Genomic DNA, 24,132 nt, shown 5'->3' on the forward strand with positions numbered 1-24,132 from the left:
ATAGAAAGGCCTCGAGCGTTTTCACTCGAGGCAACATTCAAATATGTGTCAATACGTTGTCGAGCGTGAGTCCGGTCGTGTCTGTGAAGACAATATTCGCTTCTGTCAGGACGGCTAGGTCACCTATTCCGACAGCGAACATACCGGCCGCATGAATCGCTTCGACACCGGCCACCGCATCTTCGACTCCAATACACGCCTTCGGTTCGACCCCGAGTGCTTCTGCCGCTTTCAAGAATACTTCAGGATCCGGTTTTGACTGCGCGACCGTCGCCGCGTCAACGATATGGTCAAACGCATCGAGCAGGCCGAGCTGACGCGTCACCATCAATGCGTTTTTTGAGGCCGAGGCCATGCCAATCTTATAGCCGGCTTGCTTCAACTCGCTCAAAAATGCCTCAATCCCTGGCAAGACGTCATCAGGCGTGATGTTTTTGATGAGTGACACATAGTGTTCATTCTTCTTCGTGGCCAATTGTTCCTTCTCTTCTGTCGAGAAATCGTTCTCCCGGCCACCGAGACGCAGAATTCGTTCGAGCGACTCCGTCCGGCTGACACCTTTTAGCGTCTCGTTGAACTCACGGTCGAACGGGATCGACAGTTCTTCCCCGAGCGCTTTCCACGCTAAATAGTGATATTCAGCGCTGTCTGTAATGACGCCATCCAAATCAAAAATAAAAGCTTTCATATCCATCTCTCCTTATTTGTCCCCACCGAGTCGTAAACCTTGCATGAAGTACTTGTTCAGCACGATGTACAAAATGATGATTGGGACGATACTGACGACCGAGGCCGCCATGATGTAGTTCCATTGTGTCGCGTTTTGGCTTTGGAACGACTGAAGTCCCAGCGTGAGCGTATACTTCTCTGGCGATGTGATATAGAGAAGCGGCTTCAAGAATTCGTTCCAGAAACCGAGAAAGACGAAGACGGCTTGCGTCGCGACCGAGGCTTTCGCCATCGGGAAGACGATGCGCCAAAACGTCTGGAATCGGTTCAATCCATCGACTTGAGCCGCCTCTTCGACTTCACGTGGGAAGTTGATGAAGAATTGCCGCATCAAGAAGATATAGGCAAAGTTTATCGCACCAGGTACGATCAGCGCCGCATACGTATCTAAAATGCCGAGCGAGCGCATGATGAGATAGTTCGGGATGAGCAAAATCTGTCCCGGGACCATCATGACCGCTAGAATCAGCAAGAACAAGTAGTTCCGACCTGGGAATCGCAAGCGGGCAAGTGAATAACCGGCCATCGTATTAAAAATGACGTTGATGATTGTCCCCACTGTCGCGATGAAAAATGAGTTTAAGATCCAACGCGGAAACAATGGATCGTTCGTGAAGATGTGTTCATAGTTCGCAAGCGTCGGATTTTCGGGCCAAAGTGTCAGACCACCTGCGACAATCTCGCTATACGGTTTGAACGATGCGAGCACTGCCCATAGGAATGGGTACATCGTGACGAGCGCGTATGAAACGAGAATGACATACATGAGAATCCGTGGCCATTTTCTCTTTTTCATATCCCATTCCTCCTTAGTAGTTGGATTCTTCTTTATTTAACTTCCGAGCAAGCATCGATACGGTAAAGATGATGATCGTCAAAATGATGGCGAGCGCCGAGGCATAGCCCATCGTCCCGATCGTTTGGAACGCATATTGATAAATGATCAGCGAGAACGTGAGCGTCGCATTGTTCGGTCCACCTGTCCCACCAGATATGATATAGGCTTGGTCAAACAGTTGGAAACAACCGATGATCCCCATCAAAATGACGTAGTTCGTGACGGGTGTCAGGTTTGGGACCGTAATTTTCATCAATTTCTGCCATGCGTTCGCTCCATCTAACGATGCCGCCTCATATAAAGAAGTCGGGATATCTTGAAGTCCCGCGAGGTAAATCGTCATAAAAAATGGTACCGTCGACCAAATGTTCATGACCATGATCGTCGCAAGCGCAAAATCCGTTTCATTGATAAAGTTGATCGGTGCCTCGAGCAAACCAAAGTTGACGAGCGCATTGTTGATTGGTCCGTTCAGACTAAAGAGAAACATGAAAATCATCGTCAGCGCCGAGCTCGATGTGAGCGTCGGCAAGAAATAGATTGTCCGGAACGTGTTTTGAAACCGGATTCCGGAATTGAGGACCGCCGCCATGAGAAGGGCGACCGCCGTCTGGATCGGTACGACGAAGAGTGCGTAACGGAACGTATTATTTAGCGCCGCCCAAACCCGGTCATCGTTCCAGGCGTTGACGTAGTTCGTGAAACCGACCCATTGAAAATCAATTCCGCCAAACAAGTTGACGCGCGTGAACGATAAGAATAACGAATAGAAGATTGGGAGTAACGTAAACGTCACTAAGAGGATAATCGTCGGCAACATGAACGTGACACCTTGCAGGGCTTCCCGACGATTACGCTCGTTCCCTTTCTTTTTTTGAGGACCTGGCGCCTGTGCCGCTGTGTCAGCACGGCGATTAATCTCGAGTTGAGTGCCCATTTGACCCTTCCTTTCCGAACAAAAGTAGGCTCGCGGTTTCACGCGAGCCCTTCTTCTTACTGCAACTGCGTCTCGATATCTTTATTCGCGGCCTCTTCAGCGCGCTTCATCGCTTCTTCGAGCGTCATATCCCCAGTGAGTGCTGCCGGCAACAAGTTGTTGTATTCACGGGCAACGATTGAGAGTGAGTCCCCTTTTTGCCACGGTGTCGCATAAGCTCCAGCCGCAACAAACGGTGCTTTCAATTCATCGTCTTGTAGGTTCAACTCTTCAGCAATCGATTTGAGTGATGGAAGGACCCCTGCCCCTTCAGACCAAATCTTCATGCCGTCTTTCGATGTCGCGTAGTTGATGAACTCCCAGCCAGCCGCTTTCTCATCCGAATCACTGTTCAGTGAATAAGACACTGTGAACATCATCGAACCGCTGTCACCACCGATTGTCGGTACTTCTTTTGTCCCCATCTCAACATCAGGGAAGTTTTGTTCGATATGCGAGATCGCCCAGTTCCCTTCAATCATAATTGCCGCTTTTTCAGCACCGAACGAGTCACCGGCCCAACCTTGACCAAGATCAGCTGGACGCTGGACGAGCTTGTCTTGGTATGCATCGACAAGCGGTTGAAGCGCTGCAATCTGATCAGGTTGTGATAAGACCGCTTTTCCGTCACCGTCGACAACGTCCGTACCGCCCGACTGCATAACGAACATATGACGTGCGAGTTCAGACGTTGTAATAGCTGGTGCCACTCCAGAAGGTAACTTGTCTTTCAATTCAGCGAGGAAAGCTGGAAGTTCTTCCATTTCGGCCGGAATATCTTCTGGCGTGAAACCCGCATCCTCAATCATCTGTTTGTTATAGTAAAGACCGAGCGTCGAATAGTCTTTTGGCAATCCGAACAATTTATCATCCGATTTAAACGCGTTGATGGCCGGCTCGTAAAAATCACCAAGGTCTTTTTCAGCTTGTTCAACATATTGATCAATCGGCTCAAGGACACCTTGTTTTGATAACTCAGGTGCTAGGAACGCATCGACGTAGAAGACGTCAGGTGCTGTCCCCCCGACTAGGTCGGTTTGCAGCTGGGTCTGATAGTCATTGTAAACTTTTTTCTTCACGGTGATGCCTGTTTCGTCGGTGAAGGCAGCAAGCATTTCGTCGAACGCTTTCACTTCTGCGTCCGTCCCCTTCCAAGTCCCAACCGTGATTTCTTTTCCTTCGAGTTCTGTCGGGTCAGATGCGACTTGGGCTTCTTCTTCTCCACCGCAAGCTGCCGTGAATACAAGACCTGATAACATTAAGACTGATAATGGCTTCGAAACTTTCTTATTCATGTGTGATTTCCTCCTCAGAGATAATTAATCAATAAACTTTAAGAAACCGCTTTCAACTCACAACTCGATTTTATACCCGAAACGTTTCGGAAAGCAAGACTTTTTTTATATTTGGCATTCAACCTTGATAAATAAGGGTTTGCAGCTTTATCTATCAGCGACTAGAATAGATATATAATCATTCTACAGGAAAACACTCATAACGTTTCCGGTAATAAGGAGTCTACTACCTATGGCAACTTTAAAAGACGTCTCGAAAGCTTCAGGTTTTTCGGTCACGACCGTCTCTCGAGCACTCAACGGGTACGATGACGTGAACAACGAAACACGAGACAAAATATTAAGCATCGCTAAAGAGCTCGGATACAGCCCTAACATTTTGGCACGAAGCCTCGTCAAGAAGCAGTCGAAGACGATCGGCTTCCTCGTCACCGACCTAAAACGCGAGAGCGTCAAAGACAACTTCATGTTTGAGACGTTGTGCGGCGTATCGGACGAACTAACAAAGCTCGACTATGAATTCGTGTTATTGTCGACAACGACTTCAAAACAAAAAAATAAAACGTATGGTCAAATGTGCGCCGAGCGCCAACTCGACGGCGTCGTCATCCAAGGGTTAAAACGCGACGACCCTTACTTGCTCGAGGCAATTGAAAGTACGGTCCCATGTGTCTTGGTCGACATCCCAATCGAAGGCGTGAACACAGGGTATGTGACGTCTAACCAATTAGAGAGTGCTAAACAAGCAGTCCGTTACTTGCTTCGCCTCGGCCACCGCCATGTCGCCTTTATGAACGGTTCCCCGCATGCCTATGTCTCGACCGTACGCTATGACGCCTACCGTCAAGTGCTTCAAGAGAACGGGGTCGATACATTTGACGACTACGTATTGAATGGTGATTTTGAAGAACTCGCCGCTAAAGAAGTCGCCCTACCGTTTTTATTGAACCACCCAGAAGTAACGGCCATCTTTTGTGCTTCTGACGTCATGGCACTCGGCGTTCTTCAAGCAACTCGTGAACTCGGTCTGAATGTGCCCGAGGACTTATCGATTATCGGTTTTGATAACATCTTGTTATCCCAATACGTATCGCCACCACTCACGACAATCGGTCAACAACCGTATGAAATGGGCCGGGCGGCAGCGGAGATGGTCGTTCATATTGTCGAAGGAAAAGACGTCCCCCACGAGGCGTTCGTCAATAACCAACTCGTTTTACGAGAATCAGTCACGAAAAATCGGCGATGATTAGTCATCGCCGATTTTTCGTATCGTCATAAATGCAAAAATTCCAACTGTAGCCCAATACAGCACCGCAAGCATCGGGACGTTGACCGGTAATAGGTCGATGATGGTGCGAGCGACGAGCGGAGCTGTAATACCATACGCCGTGATCGTCCACGCTTCCTTATAGCGGATTGGCACGAAGCGTTTGAAGCTAAGACCAGCTAGCGCCAACAAGGAAATCAAGATGAGGTGAACAACAAGATCGAGCAGGATCGATCCATAAATATAGACTGGATAAAACCAGTTTAAGTCTTCCAATACGCTTTGAACGTCACGCTCGGATAGTTCGCTGCTACCGGTGAACGACAAGAGTGACGTGTAACCGTTTAATTCCGTCTCCACACCGCTCCGTTTGAAGACCCACCCCTCATCCGCTAGCAATAGCGTCTGTTTCGTATTCGTCGGTATTTCCTCCCCGACCATGACTGTCAAATCAAGTACCGGCACGTCGAAAACGAACGCCTCATCATACTGCAATCCAGCATCCGTCACCGAAAAAGCCGGCAACTCGACCAGCTGAGTAGATTGATTCACCCACTTCACACCGTAAACAATCGTATTCGAGATCAACAGTGCGATCAAAACGTAAAAGACCGACTTCCAGATCGATTGGTCGCGCCACATTTTCACTTGATCGAATCGAAATCCCAAACTTGCAACTAATTGCTCCATGACAAACCTCTTTCCTAAAACGTTTCTAACCCCATTAAATCACGATTTATCATTCGAATAAACCCAATATATCAAAAATAGTGGTTGAACATCCGAAACGTTTCGGATAGAATGGGGTCGAATCAAGAAAGCGCTTTATCATACAGGAGGTTATACCGTGACAAACACACTGATGAACTATACGACTGGCACAGGTGATTTACAAAATTGGCTCGTCTCAGAGGACGGTTTCCGACCAGAGTGGCTCGGCAAAGGCGAAACGGTGTTTTCACTCGGAAACGGGTACATGGGGCTACGGTCCGTTACAGAAGAACATTATGCGAACGAGACACGAAACTTATTCGTCGCCGGAACGTTCAATAAATTTGCGGCGAACGAAGTGACAGAACTGCCAAATGCGGCGGATGTCTTATGGATGGAATTTAAATTGAACGGGGTTCGCTTCGATTTGACACAAGGAAAGATCCATGCCTATCGTCGCACCCTTAACCTAAAACAAGCGGAACTCATTCGAGAAGTGACGTGGGAAAGTCCAAACGGTGATGTGTTCGAACTCGTCTTCAAGCGGTTCGTCTCGATGGCGAACTTGCATAGTATCGCTCAACGCGTATCTATCACGCCGAAGCAACAGACAGAACTCGTTCTTACGTCAGGCATAAACGGTCAAACGACAAACAGCGGGGTTCAACATTTCCTCGAAGGGGATAAACGCCTATATGACGGGCGTTTCATGCAACAAATTCAGACGACGACCGAATCGGGCATCGACTTCGCGTTCCATAGCGTGCACCACTTTATGCTCAATGAGACAATCGAGCCAAAATCAATCATCAAGATGGACCGTCGTAAAATCTTCTTTGACTACTCGGACATGATCATCCCCCAAGACGAGACGTTGACGATTGAGAAGTATTCGACCATCTTCACATCGCGCGACAAAGAATTGACGGTCGAGACGACAGAAGAACTCGCGAATCACGCGCTCAACGTGACAAAAGAAATCGAGGCGATGGGATACGACCGCTTGCTCGAGAAGCACATCCAGGCTTGGAACGAACTTGTCTGGGAGCACGCCCCGATTGCAATCGAATCGAACGAGATGTTCGACCAGCTCGCAATCCGCTTCGCACAGTACCACTTGGCCGTCATGACACCGAAACATGATAATCGGATGAACGTCGGTGCGAAAGGCTTGTCGGGCGAAGGGTATAAAGGGCATACATTCTGGGACACGGAAATATTCATTCTCCCGTATTACACGTACACGAACCCAAAAATCGCTCGCAGCCTGCTCGAGTACCGCTACCAATCACTTTCCGGCGCTCATCGCAAAGCGAAAGAGAACGGATACGAGGGTGCCATGTTCCCGTGGGAGTCGGCATGGCTTGATGATGGTGAAGTCACACCGATCTGGGGCGCGGCCGACATCGTCACAGGTGAAGCAACGAAAATTTGGTCGGGCTTCATCGAGCAGCACATCACGTCAGACATCGCCTTCGCCGCTTGGCAGTATTACCATGTCACCGGTGACCAGGACTTTATGGATCGCTACGGGTATGAACTGCTTATCGACACAGCCAAGTTCTGGGCAAGCCGCTTAGAGTGGGATGAAATAACAAAGCGCTATGAGATCAACGAAGTAGTTGGACCAGACGAGTATAAAGAGCACGTCGATAACAACGCCTTCACGAACTATACTGCGCACTGGAATATTAACAAGGCAATCGAGTATGTCGAGTTGCTCCGTACGGATAAACCTGAACTTTTCGAGCAGTTGAACTACAAACTCGACCTAGAAACGGCGGACGAACGCTTCCGTCACGTGCTCGACTTAATTTACTTGCCACAAGTACGCGAGGACGGGGTGTTGCCACAAGACGACACCTATTTACAAAAAGAGATCATCGACTTGACGAAGTATAAGAATCAAGAGAACGTCGGTTCGATGTTCCTCGACTATAACCTTGAACAAGTGAACGAGATTCAAGTGTCTAAACAAGCAGACGTTATGATTCTCATGTATTTGTTGGAAGATCTGTTCTCTGCGGACGTGAAACGCGCCAACTGGAACTATTATGAACCGAAAACGTTGCACGATTCGTCACTGTCTTTATCGACACATAGTGTTTTGGCATCTGATCTCGGCGATCAAGAATTGGCATACGATTTGTTCCGCCGCGCCTCTGAAATCGATCTCGGCCCGAACATGAAGACGTCAGACGCCGGTATCCATGCTGCTTCGCTTGGTGGCATTTGGCAAGCAGTCGTCAATGGCTTCGGCGGTGTCCGTATGACAGGCGGCAAGCTTCGCATTTCGCCGATGCTCCCGAAAGCTTGGACCTCACTCACGTTCTCAATCGACTGGCAAGGCGAGACGCTCGACGTGAAGGCGACGCAAGAAAAAGTGACGATCACTCGACGTCAACCAACAGATGATGCCGTCACAATCGAAGTGTATGGCGAAGAACGTTTAATCGTAGACGCTTTCACGAGCGAAGTGCTGTCGGTATGACGTTTCGTCCCCACTATCACTTCGCCCCGCCGTTCGGTTGGATGAACGACCCGAATGGACTGTGCCAGTATAATGGTGTCTATCATCTGTTCTATCAGTACCATCCGTTCGGGGTAGACTGGGACGATATGCACTGGGGACATGCCACGTCGACCGACCTCATTCGTTGGGAGCACAAACCAATCGCCCTTCGTCCCGGTCTAGACTATGACCAGGACGGGGTCTTCTCAGGGAGCGCCCTCGTGAAAGACGGCGTACTTCACTTGTATTATACCGGCAACGTGTGGCTTGATGAGAAACGCGAGACGCTCAGGCAAGTTCAATGTCTCGCCACGTCAGCAGATGGCAACACGTTCAAAAAGCATTTAGACAATCCAATCATCTCCGGCGAACCCGCACGGGGTAACGCTCACGTCCGCGACCCGAAAGTATGGGAACAAGACGGGCACTACTACATGGTCCTCGGTACGCGTGACGCGACAGACGGAAAAGTCGTCCTCTACGACTCGGACGATGCCATTCATTGGTCTGAGCGCGGCGTTATCGCTGGGGAGACGGGCGAACACGGTTGGATGTGGGAATGTCCCGACCTGTTTCACCTTGACGGTCACGACGTCTTGCTCCTTTCACCCCAAGGGATGGAGCAAGACGGTGATCGGTATCATAACTTGCATCAGTGCGGGTACTTCGTCGGTCACCTTGACTTGAACGCCCCGCTCTTCACACACGGCACTTTTACCGAGCTCGATTATGGCCACGATTTCTACGCCGCCCAAACGTTCCTTGACGAACGAGGACGACGCATCTTGATCGCTTGGAACGCTATGTGGGAACGCGACTGGCCGGAACAAATCGAGGGATGGACGAATCAAATGACAATCCCACGAGAATTGTCGCTTCGAAATGGACAGGTATACATGTCCCCAATCGAAGAAATGATGTCCCTTCGCCAGACCAGTCATCGTGTGGCTGGACCTAAATTTGAAGGTGATGCGTTTGAACTGACAGTCGAAGCTCAAGGAGACTTCTGTTTCGCCTGTTTCGGGGAGGCCGCTACCTTCTCGAAAACAGGCGACAGACTCGAATTGACACGCGGACGAGAAGTGCGCCGACTGCAAGCGAACGGTCGTACATTCCGCATCTTCGTCGACGCCTCTTCAATCGAAGTGTTCGTCAATGACGGGGAATTCGTCTTCTCAAGTCGGGTCTACCCGAGCCATCAACGTACCCACGAACTGACTGGTGATGTGACCGCAACGCTTCATCGTTACTGACAAACAGCCCGAGACAAATGTCTCGGGCTGTTTCAGTTTACATAGAACCTTTCGACCTCGTCCGTCATGATAGCATCGACACCAGTCATGTCCGGCAGCTCGTTCGGGTCGTTGATCGTATATAGTCGAATCAAGCGATTCTGTTCCCGAAGCGTCGTCCAGTCTCTCGTCCAGAGAAATTCCGGTTGGGCATGAACGGCCTCGGCCCCAATCCGCTCGATGAAATCAACCAAGCCTGGATGCCCGTCCACCGTTAAAACGGCGATCCTCGCTTCTCGGGCGATATCTCGTAACCGGATGAGCGTATCCGGATTGAATGACGAGAAGACGACACGTTGCTCGAGCTTGAACTCGGTGACAGCGAGCCATGTGAGATATTCAATCCCGTCATAATCGAATCGGTCCGTCTTCAGTTCGATATTGAGCGTGACATCGGACGATTCAATCAATAAGAGTACTTCTTCGAGCGTCGGGATTCGTTCCCCGCTCTCAGTGCTTAGCAAGCGGATCTGCCGGAGCGTCATGTCTTTCACGTAGCCGCTCCCGTCTGTCGTCCGGTCGACCGTCTCGTCATGGATTACGACGAGGCGGCCGTCTTTTGAGAGCTGGACATCGAGCTCGATGCCTTCGGCGTAAGGCAGCGCCGCTTGAAACGCCGCCAACGTATTTTCCGGATACTTGGCGCTATAGCCGCGATGGGCATAAATCAACACGTCACTGCCCCAAGGTGGAAGTCGTCTCGTCGGCCGCACGCTTCAACGCGTCCTCGACCGACACGCCTTGGTATAAGCTCTCCATCGCATTGACGACGCTCTGACGCGACTGTGGGAACGTCGAGATGAGCGCGCCTTGTGTCGCCGGGGACGCCTTCGTCTCGCTCAATTGATCGACCGTCACTTTTAGCTGTGGGTACTCGGCCCACATCTCTTCGACAATCGGTTCGTTGTAAGCGTCCGGGTTGATGGCGAAGTACCCCGTCTCGACGTGCCACTTGGCCTGTGCTTCTTTCGAGGCGGCATACTTCATGAACTCCCATGCGCCTTGCTTCGTCTCATCGGCGATACCGTCCCCCATCCAGAGCGAGGCGCCACCGATGACGACCCCTTCACGGTCTGCTTCGTCTGGTACCGGCAAGTACGAGGCGCCGACTTCAAACGACGCATTGTCCGCGACCGTACGAATTCCAGCCGATGAGTCGAGATACATCGCGACTTTCCCAGACTGGAAAGCGGCGCGCATGTCGTCCCAGTTTTGTCCGACATTTAGGAACGTCTTCTCGTCGTACATGTCTTTGATCAAGTTGAAGGCGTTCTGACCTTCTTCGCCGTCGAACACCGCTTTTGTCGGCGCCCCACTGCGGCCGTTGTCGTTGTCGACGTAAAGACCGCCTTGCGCGGCGACGAGCTGTTCGAAGAACCAGCCGTAGTTGAGCATCGTGAAACCGGTCTGGTCATCGGTCGTGAGCGCCTTCGCCGCTTGCTTCAACTCATCATACGTTCGTGGCGCCTTCTCCGGATCGAGTCCCGCTTTTTTAAAGGCGTCCTTGTTGTAGATCAGTACCGGTGTCGACGAGTTGAACGGCATCGAGTATTGCTTGCCGTCGACTTGGTAATAGCTCAAGATGTTCTCTTCCCAGACGCTCGTATCGAAGTCTTCTTTGTCGATGAACTCTTGCACCGGCGTGATCTTGTTCGTGTCGATCATATACTTCGTCCCGACCTCGAACGTCTGCATGATGGCCGGCGCGTCCGTCGAACCGGCGACGGCGTTAAATTTGGTGAGTGCCTCTTCATACGTCCCCTGGAACACTGGTTTCACTTCGTAATCCTCCTGCGACTCGTTGAAGGCGTCGACCTGATTGTTTAGCGCCGTCTCTAGGTCCCCGCTCATCGCGTGCCAAAACACGACCTCTGTCTTCCCGTCTTCTGTCGTCGACGCTTCCGTCGCCGCCTCTTCGCTACCGCATGCCCCGAGTAATAATAGCGAACTAGTCAATCCTGCGAATAGTGCTTTCTTCTTCATCGTACATTCCCCCTATTATTTGATCGCACCTTGCGTCAATCCTTCTTGCAACTGTTTTTGTCCAGCGAATAACAGCATCAGCGTCGGGATGATGATCAAGATGACCGCGGCCATGACGACACCCCAGTCCGATGCCACTTCGTTCGACTGCATCTGTTTAATCCCGATTTGAACCGTTCGAGCCTGCTCCGTGTTCGTGACGAGGAGCGGCCATAAGTACATGTTCCATGTCGTCAAAAAACTGTAGACCGACAACGTGACGAGCGGCGTCTTCGACACCGGTAAGACGATATTCCAAAAGAAACGGAAGCGGCTGACCCCGGCGATTTGTGACGCCTCATACATCTCGTGCGGGATCGTCTTGAACTGTTGCCGAAGCAGGAACGTCCCGAACGCAAGCGCGAAGAACGGGACCGACAGCCCCCATACCGAGTTCAACCACCCGAGTGACTGGATCGTCAAGAAGTTCGGCACCATCGTCGCTTCCCACGGCACCATCATCGTCGCGAGGAAGAGCATGAAGATAATCCCTTTCCCCTTGAAGTCGATGAAGACGAACGCGAACGCAGCAAGGCTCGACAAGACGACCTGACCGACCATGACGAAAAGCGCCACGACGAGGCTGTTCCACAAGTACGTCAACAGCGGCAGGCGCTCGAACGCCGCGACGTAGTTCGCGAACGACGCCTCACGTGGGAACAAGTGACCGTTCAATACTTCGCCGCCGTCCATCAAACTGATCGAGAACGCGTAGGCGATCGGGAACAGCATGACGAGCGTACTCAAGACGAGGAGCGTATACGTGACTACTTTCCGAAGCGTCATTGGTAATGCACCTTCCTTTCGACGAGCTTGAACTGGAGCCACGTCAAGAGCAGCACCGTGACGAACAAGAGCACCGCCTGGGCGCTCGCCCCACCGACGTTATAGTTGATGAACGCGTCCTTGTAGATGGCGTAGACGATGACGTTCGTCGAATTCGTCGGACCGCCTTTCGTCAGTAGATCGATCTGTCCGAACGTCTGGAACGCGTTGATGAGCGAAATGATACCGACGAAGAAGAGCGTCGGTGACAGCATCGGAATCGTGATTGACCGAAGCTGCGTCCCGTAACTCGTCCCAGCGATGTCCGCGCTCTCGTACAGCGTCCGGTCGATATTTTGCAGTCCCCCGAGGATGATTAAAAATGTGAAACCGATGTTCATCCAGACGGTCGCGAGCGATACCGACAGGAGTGCATACTGCGGGTCAAGTAGCCACTGTACCCCACTCGCCCCGACCGCTTCTAAGAAACGGTTGAAGATGCCGATCGACGGATTGTACATAAACATCCAAATGACCGATGATGCCGCGACGCTCATCCCCATCGTCGCCGAGAACGCCGTCCGGAAGAAACCGATACCGCGTAGTTTCTCGTTAGCGAGCAGCGCTAACCCTAGCGCGATGATGATTGTGAGCGGAACGGTCAACAGAACGAAGCCGACCGTCGCTTGGATGCTTTGCCAAAACGAGGCGCTCGTGAACAGTTTCGCGTAGTGCTCACCCCCGACGAAGCTGAGCGGCGTCCCCTGCGTATCGGTCCGAAAAAAGCTCAAGTAGATCGTCCGGAACAACGGATAGACGAGGAAGATGCCAAACAGCGCAATCGAGGGCGATAAATATAAGATCCCGGCCGCTGCGTCCGAGAGGCGTGCCCGGACTCTCTGTTTCGGCAACGCGACCGTCATTGGAACACCTCCAGCGCCTCGAACAGTTTCGGTTGCCGTGGCTCGATGCGATCGCCGGCCGTATCAAAGAGCGACATTTGTTTCGGATCGACGTAACAAGCGATTTTCTCCCCGATCGAGAGCGGCCACTGTCCAGGCCATTTGGCGAGCCATTCGGTCCCGCCCATATCGAACGCAAGAATCGTTTCGGTGCCGAGCACCTCGATGTTCTTCAGTTCGGCATAAAACGTCACCGTCTCCCCGGCCGGTGTGATTTGTTCCGGCCGAATACCGAGCGTTGCCACATCGTGTTTCGTCACCGTATTCGGATGGAAGAGACGTCCATCCGAGGCAATCCAGCCTTTCTCCGCCCGTTTTACCTCGGTCAAGTTCATCGGCGGCGAGCCGATGAACGAGGCGACGAACGTATTGGCCGGTTTGTTGTACAAATCGAGCGGCTTGCCGACTTGTTGGACTTCCCCGTCGTTCAATAACATCATCCGGTCGGCCATCGTCATCGCCTCGACTTGGTCGTGTGTGACGTAAATCATCGTCAAGTTCAGCTTGCGTTGCAGCTGGCGGATCTCCGAACGCATTTTGGCCCGAAGCTTGGCGTCAAGGTTCGAGAGCGGCTCGTCCATGAGGCAGATTGGCGCCTCGGTGACGATAGCCCGGGCCAGTGCGACCCGTTGCCGCTGCCCACCCGAGAGCTGGCGCGGCTTGCGCTTCAAATAGTCGGTCAGACCGAGTGTCTCGGCCGCCGCATCGCACCGTTCGCGCTGCTCGAGCTTCGTGAGTCCTTTCGTATGTAGGCCGAATGTGATATTTTTCTCGACCGTCATATGCGGGTAGAGCGCATAGTTTTGGAATACCATCGACAGTTGCCGCTCGCTTGGCTTCAGCTCGTTCGCAGCGACGCCGTCAATCCGGAGTGTCCCGCTCGTGATCGACTCGAGACCGGCGATCATCCGGAGCATCGTGCTCTTGCCGCAACCCGACGGTCCGACGAGCGCGAAAAATTCGCCCGGCTCAATCGTGACGTCGATGCCGCGGATGACCTCGGTGTCCCCGTATGATTTTTTGAGGTCTTGCAGTTGGATCGACTTCATGCCATTTCCTCCTTCGTCGCGTGTGACGCCCATAGCCGCTCGTCCCCTGTCGAGACGGCGAACGCCCCATGTGACAACGCTTGGTGGACTTCGATCGGTTTACGAATCATCCCACCCGTCACGATTGGGAGTGAGACGCTACCGGCGACATGTTCGATTACGCTCGGGATGAGACCGGGCATGAGTTCGAGTGCGTCCGGCTGTTGATCGTTCGCCATCTTGATGCCTGAGGTGACGGCGTCCGAGTCGACGAGGAATAAGCGTTGCACCGTCATCAGCCCAGCTCGTTTGGCGTGTTGGATGACCGATGCTTTCGTCGTGACGATACCGTCGGCGCCGACCCGTTTCGCCAAATAGTCGATGCCGTCGCGGTCGAGGCTGATGCCGTTGATTCGTTCGGCGTGCAGGAACACGGTCCGGTTCTCCCGCTTCAAATGCGCGACATACCGGTCGAGCGTGCTGAGCGTGCCCATCATAAGGAACGTCGTCGTGACGTCCGATTGCAGGAACTTCTCGAGCTGTTTTGGCGACTTGATCGATGCGATCATCTTCTCTCGTCCAATCGTGCGAATTGTTGGATTCATTTGATTCACCCTTTCCTAGAAAAAAAGACCAACAGAAACATGACGTCACGGACGTATGGGCTTCTGTTGGTCTCTCGAATGTTCTACCGAATGCTATTCACTTTGGATTGAGGGGTCTCACAAGTCATATCGTACCGAACGATTGTAAAGTGTCCGTGAACGCTCTGCAAAATTTCATTAAGGAAACGTAAAAAAACCGATTCACGGGGAATCGGTCAATGTTTGTCGCGCCTTCGCCAAGATGTCGGCTTTGACGTCGTCGTCACGCCCTTGCCAGTTGCGGACCATCATCTTCATACGTTGGTTGTTCGAGAAGCGTTCCTCGTGCTTGTCGATGAAGTTCCAGTACAGGGCGTTGAACGGACAGGCGTCAGCCTCGGTCGTATGTTTCGGGTTATACTTACAGCCTTTGCAATAGTCGCTCATCCGGTCGATGTATTTGCCCGAGGCGATGTACGGCTTCGTCGCAAGACGTCCCCCGTCAGCGTGAAGCGCCATGCCGAGCACGTTCGGCAACACGACCCAGTCGTAGGCGTCGATATACATCTCGTTGAACCAGTCGCTCGTCTGTTGCGGCGAGATTTCGAACAGCGTCGCATAGTTACCGAGCACCATCAGCCGCTGGATGTGATGGTTGTGCGCTCGCTCGACGACCGGTTTCAAGCTCTCGTGCATACAGTTCAGGTCCGTGTCCGCGTCCCAAAACAAGCCAGGTAAGTCACGCTCGTGGTTGAACGTGTTCACGTCTCGATAGTCGGGCATCAACGCCACATAGACGGCGCGCATGTATTCCCGCCAGCCGAGGATTTGGCGGACGAACCCTTCGACTGAAGCAAGGGGCGCGTCGGTCGCGCATGCCGCCTCGATGACTTCGTGCGGGGTCAGCAGTCCGACATTGATCGCCGCCGACAATAGACTGTGCGACATCTCCGGGTTTTCGGTCAACATCGCATCCTGATACGGACCGAACGTCTCGAGCCGCTCGTCGACGAAACGTTTGAGTGCTCGCCTTGCCTCGTCCCGCGTCACCGGCCAAGCGAACGGTTCGATTTGTCCGGGGTGGTCGGAAAACGTCGTCTCGACTTTTCGGATGACGTCTGTCGTGATGGCGTCAGGTCGGAAGTGGATGGCCGGTGGGAACGTGAGCCCGGACTTTGGCGGCTGGCGATTGTCCGCGTCGAACGACCATTTGCCGCCTTTTGCCTTCCCGTCTTCGAGCAACACGTCAAACTGTTTGCGCATATGACGGTAGAACCGGTCCATCCGCCACGGCTCGCTGCCGAGCGTGTCGACGGCCTCTTGCTTCGTTAAATAGAAGAGCGGTACGTCCGTATGTTCGATGAGCTCGTGCTGGTCTCCGAACTGCTTCAGCTTCCGCTCCATCGGCTCATCGGTGACGGCCGTGTAGTGAATCGCATCGGGATTGAAGCGGCTGAAGTGATCGTCCCACGCGTCTTGGAACGAGTCGGCCTCGTGATAGTCGACGGTGAAGCCGCGCTCGCGTAACTCCTCGGCGAAATGTCGCATCGCCGAGAAGATGAGGACGAGTTTTTGTTTATGATACTTCCGCCACATCGCCCGTGACGTCGCCTCGATCATGACGATGACGTCGTCGGCTTTGACGTGGTCGAGCATCTCGAGGTCGTGTGATAACTGATTGCCGAAAATCCAAAATGAGCGCACGGATTCATCCCCTCTCTGATTTTTGATTGTGCTACACTAAATTTACATCTGCCTCATTTAGAAAGGAATGGTTCGATGCGCCCGAAGCGTCTGCAAACATGGATCGACAGCCAATACGAGAACCCGCGCGGCATCGTCGGGACGTATATCGGCGAGAAGATGGTCCGCCAACACCGGGTAGAAGTCGACTGGACGATTGAACAGTTGGCGGTTCAGCCGGGCGACCGCATCCTAGACCTCGGTTGCGGGGCCGGTGATGCGATCGCACAAATGCTTCGTAGCTTTGATGAGGTGCACGTGACCGGGCTCGACCGTTCCCCGACCATCGTCCGCTCGGCCTCAAAACGAAATCGAGCGGCCTTGCAAGCAGGGCGAGCCGAGGTCGTCGAAGGCGACCTCGAGACACTCCCGTTTCCGGAAGGGAGTTTCAATCACGTCTTCAGCATCCATACGCTCTACTTCTGGGACGACATGTCCACGGTACTTGCCGAGATTGAACGCGTCTTAACCCCAGGCGGGTCGTTCATCATCACGTACTGTGACGGGAAAGGCGACGTGACCTGGGACGGGATCACGACGCTCGTCCGGGAACAGTTCATCCCTTCCGCCAAGACTCTCGGTATGACAGACGTCTCTGATCAGCGCGGACCTGATTCTCGCGATTATCATACCATTGCCTTGATTGGCTACAAAAAGGTGAACCCATGAATCACTTCTTTTTTACCCGTTCTGCAAAAAAACCTCCCAGGACATGACATCCTGAGAGATTTTTTATTTAGAGACGATGACATTGACACGCTTCGTCACATAACTTGATCGTGTCATTTCAACCGTCAACATATTACTTTGACGTTGCTTGTTTACATACGCTTTGAAGTTGCCTTTTGAATCGACTTTAACAGCCTTCCCTACTTTTGCCGCACCGTTATACACCTGTACCGTCGCGCCAGGATGCCCTTTGCCGGTCACGTAGATGTGACTCGTCCGAACAGTGTTCACACTGAACTGTTTGAACACGTATTTAATGATTTGTGTAGAAGTTGCTGACAAATTCCCTGATGCATCTTTCGCTCGGACGGAGACCGTTTTTCCTGGCGTCCATTTCTTAATGGCATAAGCATATACACCTGAGTTATTTGCCTTAGTCGAATAGGTGCGCCCGTTATACGTAATGAGAACTGTCGCTCCTTTTTCGGCTTTCCCCGTGATTTTTGTCGCCACTGCCGAAACTTCGTTGACGGTCGGCTTCGTCGGAGCCGTGTTGTCTTTTGCTTTCATCGTTGTCGCCACTTGCTTCCCGATACGGGGAGTCGTAACAAAACGAAGTTGTTCGCCTTCTTTATAGGCCCGGACTAGATTGAAATCGAACTTTCCTAAACCATCCATCGATGTGTATCCTAGGCGTGTCGTGCCACTCCACACTTCAAGGATTGCGTATGGATCACCGTTTCCTGTGATTCGACGGACGCCTTGCTGGAATTTCACGTTCGAGATGTTCTTATTCACATACGGTTTTGTGATCACTTTCGTCATCTCGTACTTGACAGTTTTGTCAGGGTTGATGAGCTTAACTGTCACAGTCGCTGGTAACGAGATGTCATTCGACCACGTAATCACGGATCCAAATTGAGTATACTTTTGGGTTTGTCCGTTGATGGTGAACTCATAATGGTTTTGGTTCATATACTCATTTTGCATATAGAACCAAACTTTCTGACCGCCATCTAGACGGATGTCTTGAATCTTCTCTCCGTTTGGAGAGATATAGCCATACCCTTTGTTTCCCGCTTTATCCGTCGCCGTGATTTTAACTTGTCCATATTTTTGCGCGACAATTGGATCTGTCGTCTTGATCGTGAACATCCCGGTGCTCGAGACAGCGACACGTTTGTCTTTATCGCTTCGATACGTGAACGTCACGGTCGATCCCGGTTCGGTCTTCCCGTAAATCAAATGCTCTCCGTTTAACACGAATTTTTGTAGAATGACTCGCGGAGCAACCATGTCTTTCACTGTAATCTTATTTCCCTCAGAAGGATTACCTGCTAAGTCCTCGGAACGAATCATTAGATGGGTGATACCATCTGTTTTCAAGCGTGAAACCAGCAGTTCTCCTGAGATTAAAAAACCAGAACTGTGAGGTTTATACGGTCTGATTGGTGTGACTTTTTCTTTTCGGATTAACGAATTATTTTTGTAGTATTCAATTTCAAAATTACCGACATACTCATTCGCATCAAATATGAGTGTCTCTGTTTCTTGAGGTATTAGTTCATGAATTCGCAGCGTCGGACGAATCGTATCCTTCACTTCGTATTTGAACGTTTGATTGGCTTTTCCTTGGACACTGACTGCCAAAGTAAAAGCGTTCACTTTTTTCAAGTCGACGGCGAATTCAAATTTTCCTTGGGCATCTGCCTTTACTTCTTTGACGAGACCGCTCGTGAACTTGAGTGTCGCGTTCGGTTCTGTCGTCCCTTTCAATAACGTCGTGTCGTTCGTCAAGTCAGGGATGAGTGGCTTTTGAATCGCATCGAACGTGCCTTTTACCCACTCCGACACACGACCATCTTGTAGGACAGTCCGAATCATGAACGTGTCGTTCACCTCGAGAGAAATATGCGGATTGTTCATGTCGGCCTTCTCTAACACAGATTCGCCATCCGCTTTCTCGACTTTCGCCTCAAACGAAATCGATTGGTTCGGATAATAGAACGGCGGGATGCTGATAGCAACCCGGTCGCTCTGCATCTTCAGGATCGGTGTCGGTGCCAAACGATTGTCCTCGGCTCGGGCCGACCAGAACTGGTTTCTGTAATTGTACTCATCTAAATAAGAGACGGTAAAGTTCACACCATACAGTTTCGGCAACGGGAAAATGATGTCACCATTGGCGTCACTATTCGCCCGGAAACGAAGTTGTCTGTAACCGGCTCGACGATCTTCATACGTTACGATAAACGTTTGATTCGGGGTCGCCTTCCCAATCAATCGGCCCTCTTCAAGATCAAACGCTTTCGTTTCGAACATGATGGTCCGAACGTCTCGTTTTACAGTCACTTGTTTTGTAAAAATCGTTTCTTTCTCTTTTTGAATCGTGAACGTACGCTTCGATTGATCGTTCTGTGCATAGTAACAGCCGAAATAACCGCTCTCGTCACTGACCGCACACGCTTCCCCATCGAGTGAGACGACGGCGTCCGGAATCGTCACCCCACGAAACTGTGTGAGTGACTCCTCAATCACGAGCAACGGGTTGTCGAGCGTCGCTTTGAAGGCAGGCATTGTGAACTTCTGAATTCCTTCATTCGTCTGATTCAAATGAGCAGCCTGCACAGTATACGTCTGATTCTGATAAGCGCGCGGTTCCCAGCCCGTGAACGGAAAATCAAATGTACCAGTCGCATCGGCTTGCCCCATCTTTACCTCATGTCCGACTTTCACGTTCACAGAGACGTAAGGCAACGTCTTCCCGGAGACGCGCAACGTCTCGTGCGGTGATGCATCCAATTGAATGATATCCGCCGTCACGGTCGTCGCCGTGTACGTGCGGATTGGCGTCGACGCCTTCTCCGGACTACTGACGTACACGCTCACGGTATCCGCCTTATTTTTTTGGATGCGCAACTCGCTAATTCCTTCTCTCACTCGGCCTTCATACGTCGCGTGAATCGTATGGTTCGGATGAGTGAAGAAGACGAACTCGTCGTTCATCATCCCGATGAATGTCGCGTCTTGTGGCTTCACTGGAACCGCCGACGTCTGGGGCGCCTGGCGCTCCGTCACGTCAATCAATTGATCAAATCCATACGTGTCACGTTGATACACCGCAATTTGTCCAGTCAGTGCCTTATCGAACGTGTATGTATAATTTTTAGAGGCGTCACTCTTTGTACGGAAGACCTGTTCATTCGCTATAATTGTGACCTCCTGGTTTGGTTGATCTGTGGTTCCTGTCACCACGTTCTGACTCGTATCGGTTTTTGTTAATGTCGCTGCTGATGTTTGATGTGGCGTAACCATCGTCCCGACCAACATCATTAACATGAATAATATGAAACTCTTCTTTATATGTGCAACCATCTTCCCTATCTCCTTTTGGTAATATCTGATTAAACAATAAAAAATATAGCACGATTTTCAATAAACTAGTCGACATTTTCGGGAAATAGGTCAATAAAAAAGAGCCAGACAATTGTGTCTAGCCCCGGCTCCTCCGTGTCACAGCGACCCCGCCGAAACCGCTGATGATAGCGATATAGAATCCTAAATCATAAAACCAACCGGTGTTGTTCACTTCATAGACGCGATACGTATCATTGAACAACCCTAAAATCAGTGACACCGGTGCGATCCAGCCGTGCCAGACACCCCAAAAGAAGCCGGCCGGGTCCGTCGTGTAGGAGCCGTCACCCGGCACGCAGCCGCCGAGGACGACAACCAACCCGAGCATGATGGCCAATAATCCGATTCGTTTCATTTGAATCCCTCCTCGTATTCCTATTCCCCGTTTTCATAAAAAAAGCACTGACCGAAGTCAGCGCCAAAGCTGGACCGTGTTCGCGAACTCGATATCGGTCGCAATCTCACCGTCGAGGGCGTGCAAGTCGAAATCCTCCCCGTCGAGCCACGTCTGAAAATCAAAGATGACCGGGTCGCGGTCGCCGCCGAGGGCGAACCACGTCTCGAGCGTCTCCGGGAAATAGGCGGCCGTATGGATCGTCCCGGCCCAACTTTTATACAGCTCCGAAAACACACCTTTATCCGAGTCGTTCATGAGCCGGAACGCGCTCTCGGCGTCTTGGACGATATGTTGATACATTTTGATCTCCATCATCCGCCGCGTCGAGTCGTCGAGATGGTAACGGTTCTCGTGCTGCAACAGCTCGAAGTGGTTCGTACAAATGTTCGACTCGCGGACGCGGATATCGCGCGGGGTCGCCTCGATGACACGTGTGTTTGATGACTTGTCGTGGACGACGTACGTGAACGAGCCGCGGTGCGGGATGTCTTTCAACAGATCGACCGCTTCTTCGACCGTCGCGCACGTCTCGAGAATCATCCGTCCGATCATCTGGCAGACGAAGCCGTCGCCGGGGCGGCGTCGGTTGATGAAGTTATAGCCCATGGCGAGTCCGCGCTCGTTCATTCCGTCCATCCGCCCGGTGACGCGCGAGACGGGTCCGATGACGGCGTAGCCCTCGTCCGGTTGGAACACGTTGTAGCGCCCGTCATACGTCATCGGATGATAGTCGTAGTTGCGGACGAGGAAGTTGTCCCCTGTCAAAATCGAGCAGCCGCTGATCGGGTTATTGACCCGGAAATGACCGAAGTGAAGGAGCGTATCGCCGAGCGTCAGTTCGAGCGCGTCCTGCAGGCCGAGCAGTTCTTCCCAAATCCGCGGGGCGAACCGGTCGAACGCTTGTTTCGCCTCGCGCTCGTCAATCTCAAACCGGGGGACGCGCAGCTTCCACTGATCGGTCCGGTTCTCGAGCAGCTTGCTGCGCTTGATATATTCACCTTGAAAGCGGCCAAAGTCGTAGTGACTGCCGCGGAATTGTGTAAGTTCGCTTGAGACACGTTGCATGAAAAAACCTCCCTTGCGCCCATTATAGCGGACGCGCGGGAGGGATGTCTGACTTGAAGCTGTTCATAGTTTAAACTGGCGGCTCATCTGTTGCATGTCTTCCGCGGTGAGCGACAAGTCTTTGACGAGACGGTTCATCGTCTCGCTCGTCGCCGACATCTGTTCGGTCGAGGCGGCCACTTCCTCGTTACCGGCCGTACTCTCTTCCGAGATCGAGGCAATGTCTGAAAGACCGCGCTTGATGTCTTCTTGGTTTGTCTGGACGCGACCGAGCTGTCCTTGCATCGACCCGGTCAGCCGCTGCATCTCACGGACACTCGCCTCGATCTCATTGAACGCCTGCTTCGTCGCCTCGAGCGTCCGTCTGCCGTCTTCGGCGGCGTGCATACTGTCAGTGAACGTCTCGCCGAGCGCGATCGAGTTCCGTTTGACGCTGCCGACGATCTCTGAGATCTCACTGACCGATTGGGCGACGCTGTTCGACAGACCGCGAATCTCGGAGGCGACGACGGCGAACCCTTTCCCGTGCTCCCCGGCACGGGCCGCCTCGATGGCCGCGTTCAAGGCGAGTAAGTTCGTCTGTTGCGAGATCTGCCGGATGATCGTGACGAGCGCCGTCACTTCGTCCGCCTGTTGCTCAAAGTCTTTCACTTGGCCTTGCGACTCATTCACTTGCGCGTGGATGTTCGTCATCTTCCCGACCGCGTCTTCCATGAGTTGCAGCCCTTCTGCTGTCACTCGACTGACGACTTCCGCTTGAGTGCTCACGCCGTGCCCGTCCGTCGCCGTCTGTTCGACGAGTCCCGAGAACTCGTTCATATGTCCGTACAGCTTCATCGTGAGCACGCTCTGATTCTCGACCCCGCCGGCGATTTCTTCCATTGTGAACGCAATCTGTCGCGACGCGTCGTTTACTTCCTCTGAGATGCTCGCGACGTTGCCACTCTCATCCCGGACCGTCTGTGCCGACGTCTGTAGGTTTGAGATCAACCCTTTCAACATCTTCGTCATTTGGTCCATCGAGACAGTGAGGCGCTTGATCTCATCATTCGCGCGCAGTTGAATGTTGTTTATCTCAACCGACGCCGTCGCCAAGTCGCCATCGGCGATGTGCGTTGCGACGCGTTCGAGGTCACGAAGCGGACGTAATTTCCAACCGAGGTAACGCCAGATGATGACCGAGGCGAGACCGAGCAAGATGACGAGTCCGATGAGTACCGGGGGCAGACTTTCACGTAATACGTCAGTCGTGACCGCCGCAACATCGGCCGCGCTTTTGTCGATGCCGATGACACCGATGACTTCATCCCCTTGCTTGATTGGGACGAGCACCGTCATATAGGTCCCAAACTCCGGGTCTTCGACAATCGGCGTCGTGCCGGTTCCGCCTTCAAACGCCGGCTGTGCGTCTTCGAGCGAAGTTGCAGACACCGGTTCCCCAATCTCGGACGCGTCTGTCCCACTCATTCCATCTACAATAATTTGTAGCTCCTCACCGTCCAATGCGAGCGTGTAGACGTACATCGCCCCGATTTGCGTGCGGTACGTATCGAGTTGTTCCCGAAACTGCTCGAATTGTTCATTCTTCTCCGGATTTTGTAAAAACGCCGCATACGCGTCCGCATCTATCGCCTCACTGATTCGGGCGGCGTCTTCTAGCAAGACGGCCTGCATCGAACTGAGCACCGTATGTTTCGTACTCACGTATTGAGTGACCCCGAATATGACGATGAGTAGCGTCACAAAGGCGAGCATCGCCGCGAGAATCCGATTCTGTAGTGACTGTGGTTTATTTTGTTTCATAAATTCCCCTCCTAGTTCCTTATTGGTTATATCGGAGGAAACTAAAAAAGAGTA

At 52.1% G+C, this 24,132-nt stretch carries 20 protein-coding genes; 4 read left to right on the forward strand and 16 right to left on the reverse strand.

The features are described from left to right. Window positions 1–37 precede the first annotated feature (37 nt). Genes pgmB through EVJ23_RS04730 form a run of 4 tightly spaced genes read right to left on the reverse strand, consistent with a single transcriptional unit; the run spans window position 38 to window position 3,838 of the window. Window positions 38–688 carry a beta-phosphoglucomutase gene (pgmB, locus tag EVJ23_RS04715; protein WP_131464530.1) on the reverse strand — a complete coding sequence of 217 codons (651 nt, stop codon included), beginning with the start codon at window positions 686–688 and terminating at the stop codon, window positions 38–40. Window positions 689–700: 12 nt separating this feature from the next. Continuing rightward, window positions 701–1,525 (reverse strand): carbohydrate ABC transporter permease, encoded by an 825-nt coding sequence (locus tag EVJ23_RS04720; protein ID WP_071398317.1) that lies wholly within the window; start codon window positions 1,523–1,525, stop codon window positions 701–703. 13 nt (window positions 1,526–1,538) lie between these two features. Beyond that, a complete protein-coding gene (locus EVJ23_RS04725; RefSeq protein ID WP_131464533.1) occupies window positions 1,539–2,504 on the reverse strand; it encodes a carbohydrate ABC transporter permease in 966 nt (321 codons plus the stop codon). 56 nt (window positions 2,505–2,560) lie between these two features. After that, a complete protein-coding gene (locus EVJ23_RS04730) occupies window positions 2,561–3,838 on the reverse strand; it encodes an ABC transporter substrate-binding protein (RefSeq protein WP_131464536.1) in 1,278 nt (425 codons plus the stop codon). Window positions 3,839–4,070: 232 nt separating this feature from the next. On the opposite strand from EVJ23_RS04730, the gene EVJ23_RS04735 reads away from it, so the two are divergent. After that, entirely contained in the window at window positions 4,071–5,087 is a 1,017-nt protein-coding gene (locus tag EVJ23_RS04735) for a LacI family DNA-binding transcriptional regulator (protein ID WP_131464539.1), read from the forward strand. Here the strand turns inward: EVJ23_RS04735 and EVJ23_RS04740 are convergent, their stop codons facing one another. Beyond that, window positions 5,088–5,798: a DUF1189 family protein gene (locus tag EVJ23_RS04740; protein ID WP_131464542.1), complete on the reverse strand. Its 711-nt coding sequence runs from the start codon at window positions 5,796–5,798 to the stop codon at window positions 5,088–5,090. It abuts the gene before it with no gap. Between the two features lie 172 nt (window positions 5,799–5,970). Here EVJ23_RS04740 and EVJ23_RS04745 point away from each other — a divergent pair, with 172 nt between their 5' ends. Next, window positions 5,971–8,310: a glycoside hydrolase family 65 protein gene (locus EVJ23_RS04745; protein ID WP_131464945.1), complete on the forward strand. Its 2,340-nt coding sequence runs from the start codon at window positions 5,971–5,973 to the stop codon at window positions 8,308–8,310. Then, window positions 8,307–9,584, forward strand: coding sequence for a glycoside hydrolase family 32 protein (locus EVJ23_RS04750; protein WP_131464545.1), 1,278 nt, complete (start codon window positions 8,307–8,309; stop codon window positions 9,582–9,584). The genes EVJ23_RS04745 and EVJ23_RS04750 overlap by 4 nt, the downstream gene beginning before the upstream one ends. Before the next feature lie 32 nt (window positions 9,585–9,616). Here EVJ23_RS04750 and EVJ23_RS04755 read toward each other — a convergent pair whose 3' ends face one another. The 7 genes from EVJ23_RS04755 to EVJ23_RS04785 form a co-directional block, all read right to left on the reverse strand. Beyond that, window positions 9,617–10,336 (reverse strand): glycerophosphodiester phosphodiesterase, encoded by a 720-nt coding sequence (locus EVJ23_RS04755; RefSeq protein ID WP_131464547.1) that lies wholly within the window; start codon window positions 10,334–10,336, stop codon window positions 9,617–9,619. Continuing rightward, complete coding sequence (locus EVJ23_RS04760) at window positions 10,299–11,606, reverse strand: ABC transporter substrate-binding protein (protein WP_131464550.1); 1,308 nt, start codon at window positions 11,604–11,606, stop codon at window positions 10,299–10,301. Before EVJ23_RS04760 ends, EVJ23_RS04755 begins: the two co-directional genes overlap by 38 nt. Before the next feature lie 15 nt (window positions 11,607–11,621). Further along, window positions 11,622–12,431 (reverse strand): carbohydrate ABC transporter permease, encoded by an 810-nt coding sequence (locus tag EVJ23_RS04765; RefSeq protein ID WP_131464553.1) that lies wholly within the window; start codon window positions 12,429–12,431, stop codon window positions 11,622–11,624. After that, a complete protein-coding gene (locus EVJ23_RS04770) occupies window positions 12,428–13,333 on the reverse strand; it encodes a carbohydrate ABC transporter permease (RefSeq protein ID WP_070328148.1) in 906 nt (301 codons plus the stop codon). Before EVJ23_RS04770 ends, EVJ23_RS04765 begins: the two co-directional genes overlap by 4 nt. Next, the gene (locus EVJ23_RS04775) at window positions 13,330–14,421 is read right to left on the reverse strand and encodes an ABC transporter ATP-binding protein (protein ID WP_070328149.1); all 1,092 of its coding nucleotides are present in this window, start codon (window positions 14,419–14,421) and stop codon (window positions 13,330–13,332) included. Before EVJ23_RS04775 ends, EVJ23_RS04770 begins: the two co-directional genes overlap by 4 nt. Then, window positions 14,418–15,005: a glycerol-3-phosphate responsive antiterminator gene (locus tag EVJ23_RS04780; protein ID WP_131464556.1), complete on the reverse strand. Its 588-nt coding sequence runs from the start codon at window positions 15,003–15,005 to the stop codon at window positions 14,418–14,420. The genes EVJ23_RS04775 and EVJ23_RS04780 overlap by 4 nt, the downstream gene beginning before the upstream one ends. 201 nt (window positions 15,006–15,206) lie before the next feature. Beyond that, window positions 15,207–16,688 (reverse strand): cryptochrome/photolyase family protein, encoded by a 1,482-nt coding sequence (locus EVJ23_RS04785; RefSeq protein ID WP_131464559.1) that lies wholly within the window; start codon window positions 16,686–16,688, stop codon window positions 15,207–15,209. Between the two features lie 75 nt (window positions 16,689–16,763). Between EVJ23_RS04785 and EVJ23_RS04790 the strand changes: the two genes are divergently transcribed. Next, window positions 16,764–17,396: a class I SAM-dependent methyltransferase gene (locus EVJ23_RS04790; protein WP_131464562.1), complete on the forward strand. Its 633-nt coding sequence runs from the start codon at window positions 16,764–16,766 to the stop codon at window positions 17,394–17,396. Between the two features lie 63 nt (window positions 17,397–17,459). Here the strand turns inward: EVJ23_RS04790 and EVJ23_RS04795 are convergent, their stop codons facing one another. From EVJ23_RS04795 to EVJ23_RS04810, 4 genes are all read right to left on the reverse strand, one after another. Beyond that, window positions 17,460–20,735 carry an Ig-like domain-containing protein gene (locus EVJ23_RS04795; protein ID WP_161568389.1) on the reverse strand — a complete coding sequence of 1,092 codons (3,276 nt, stop codon included), beginning with the start codon at window positions 20,733–20,735 and terminating at the stop codon, window positions 17,460–17,462. 154 nt (window positions 20,736–20,889) lie between these two features. Next, window positions 20,890–21,168, reverse strand: coding sequence for a membrane protein (locus EVJ23_RS04800; RefSeq protein WP_016507806.1), 279 nt, complete (start codon window positions 21,166–21,168; stop codon window positions 20,890–20,892). 57 nt (window positions 21,169–21,225) lie between these two features. Further along, window positions 21,226–22,275, reverse strand: coding sequence for a C45 family autoproteolytic acyltransferase/hydrolase (locus tag EVJ23_RS04805; protein WP_070328159.1), 1,050 nt, complete (start codon window positions 22,273–22,275; stop codon window positions 21,226–21,228). 63 nt (window positions 22,276–22,338) lie between these two features. Continuing rightward, window positions 22,339–24,078 carry a methyl-accepting chemotaxis protein gene (locus EVJ23_RS04810; RefSeq protein WP_236633709.1) on the reverse strand — a complete coding sequence of 580 codons (1,740 nt, stop codon included), beginning with the start codon at window positions 24,076–24,078 and terminating at the stop codon, window positions 22,339–22,341. Between the last annotated feature and the right edge of the window lie 54 nt (window positions 24,079–24,132).

It is taken from the genome of Exiguobacterium sp. SH1S1, from assembly GCF_004337245.1.
GTDB classification, from domain to species: Bacteria; Bacillota; Bacilli; order Exiguobacteriales; family Exiguobacteriaceae; genus Exiguobacterium; species Exiguobacterium aurantiacum_A.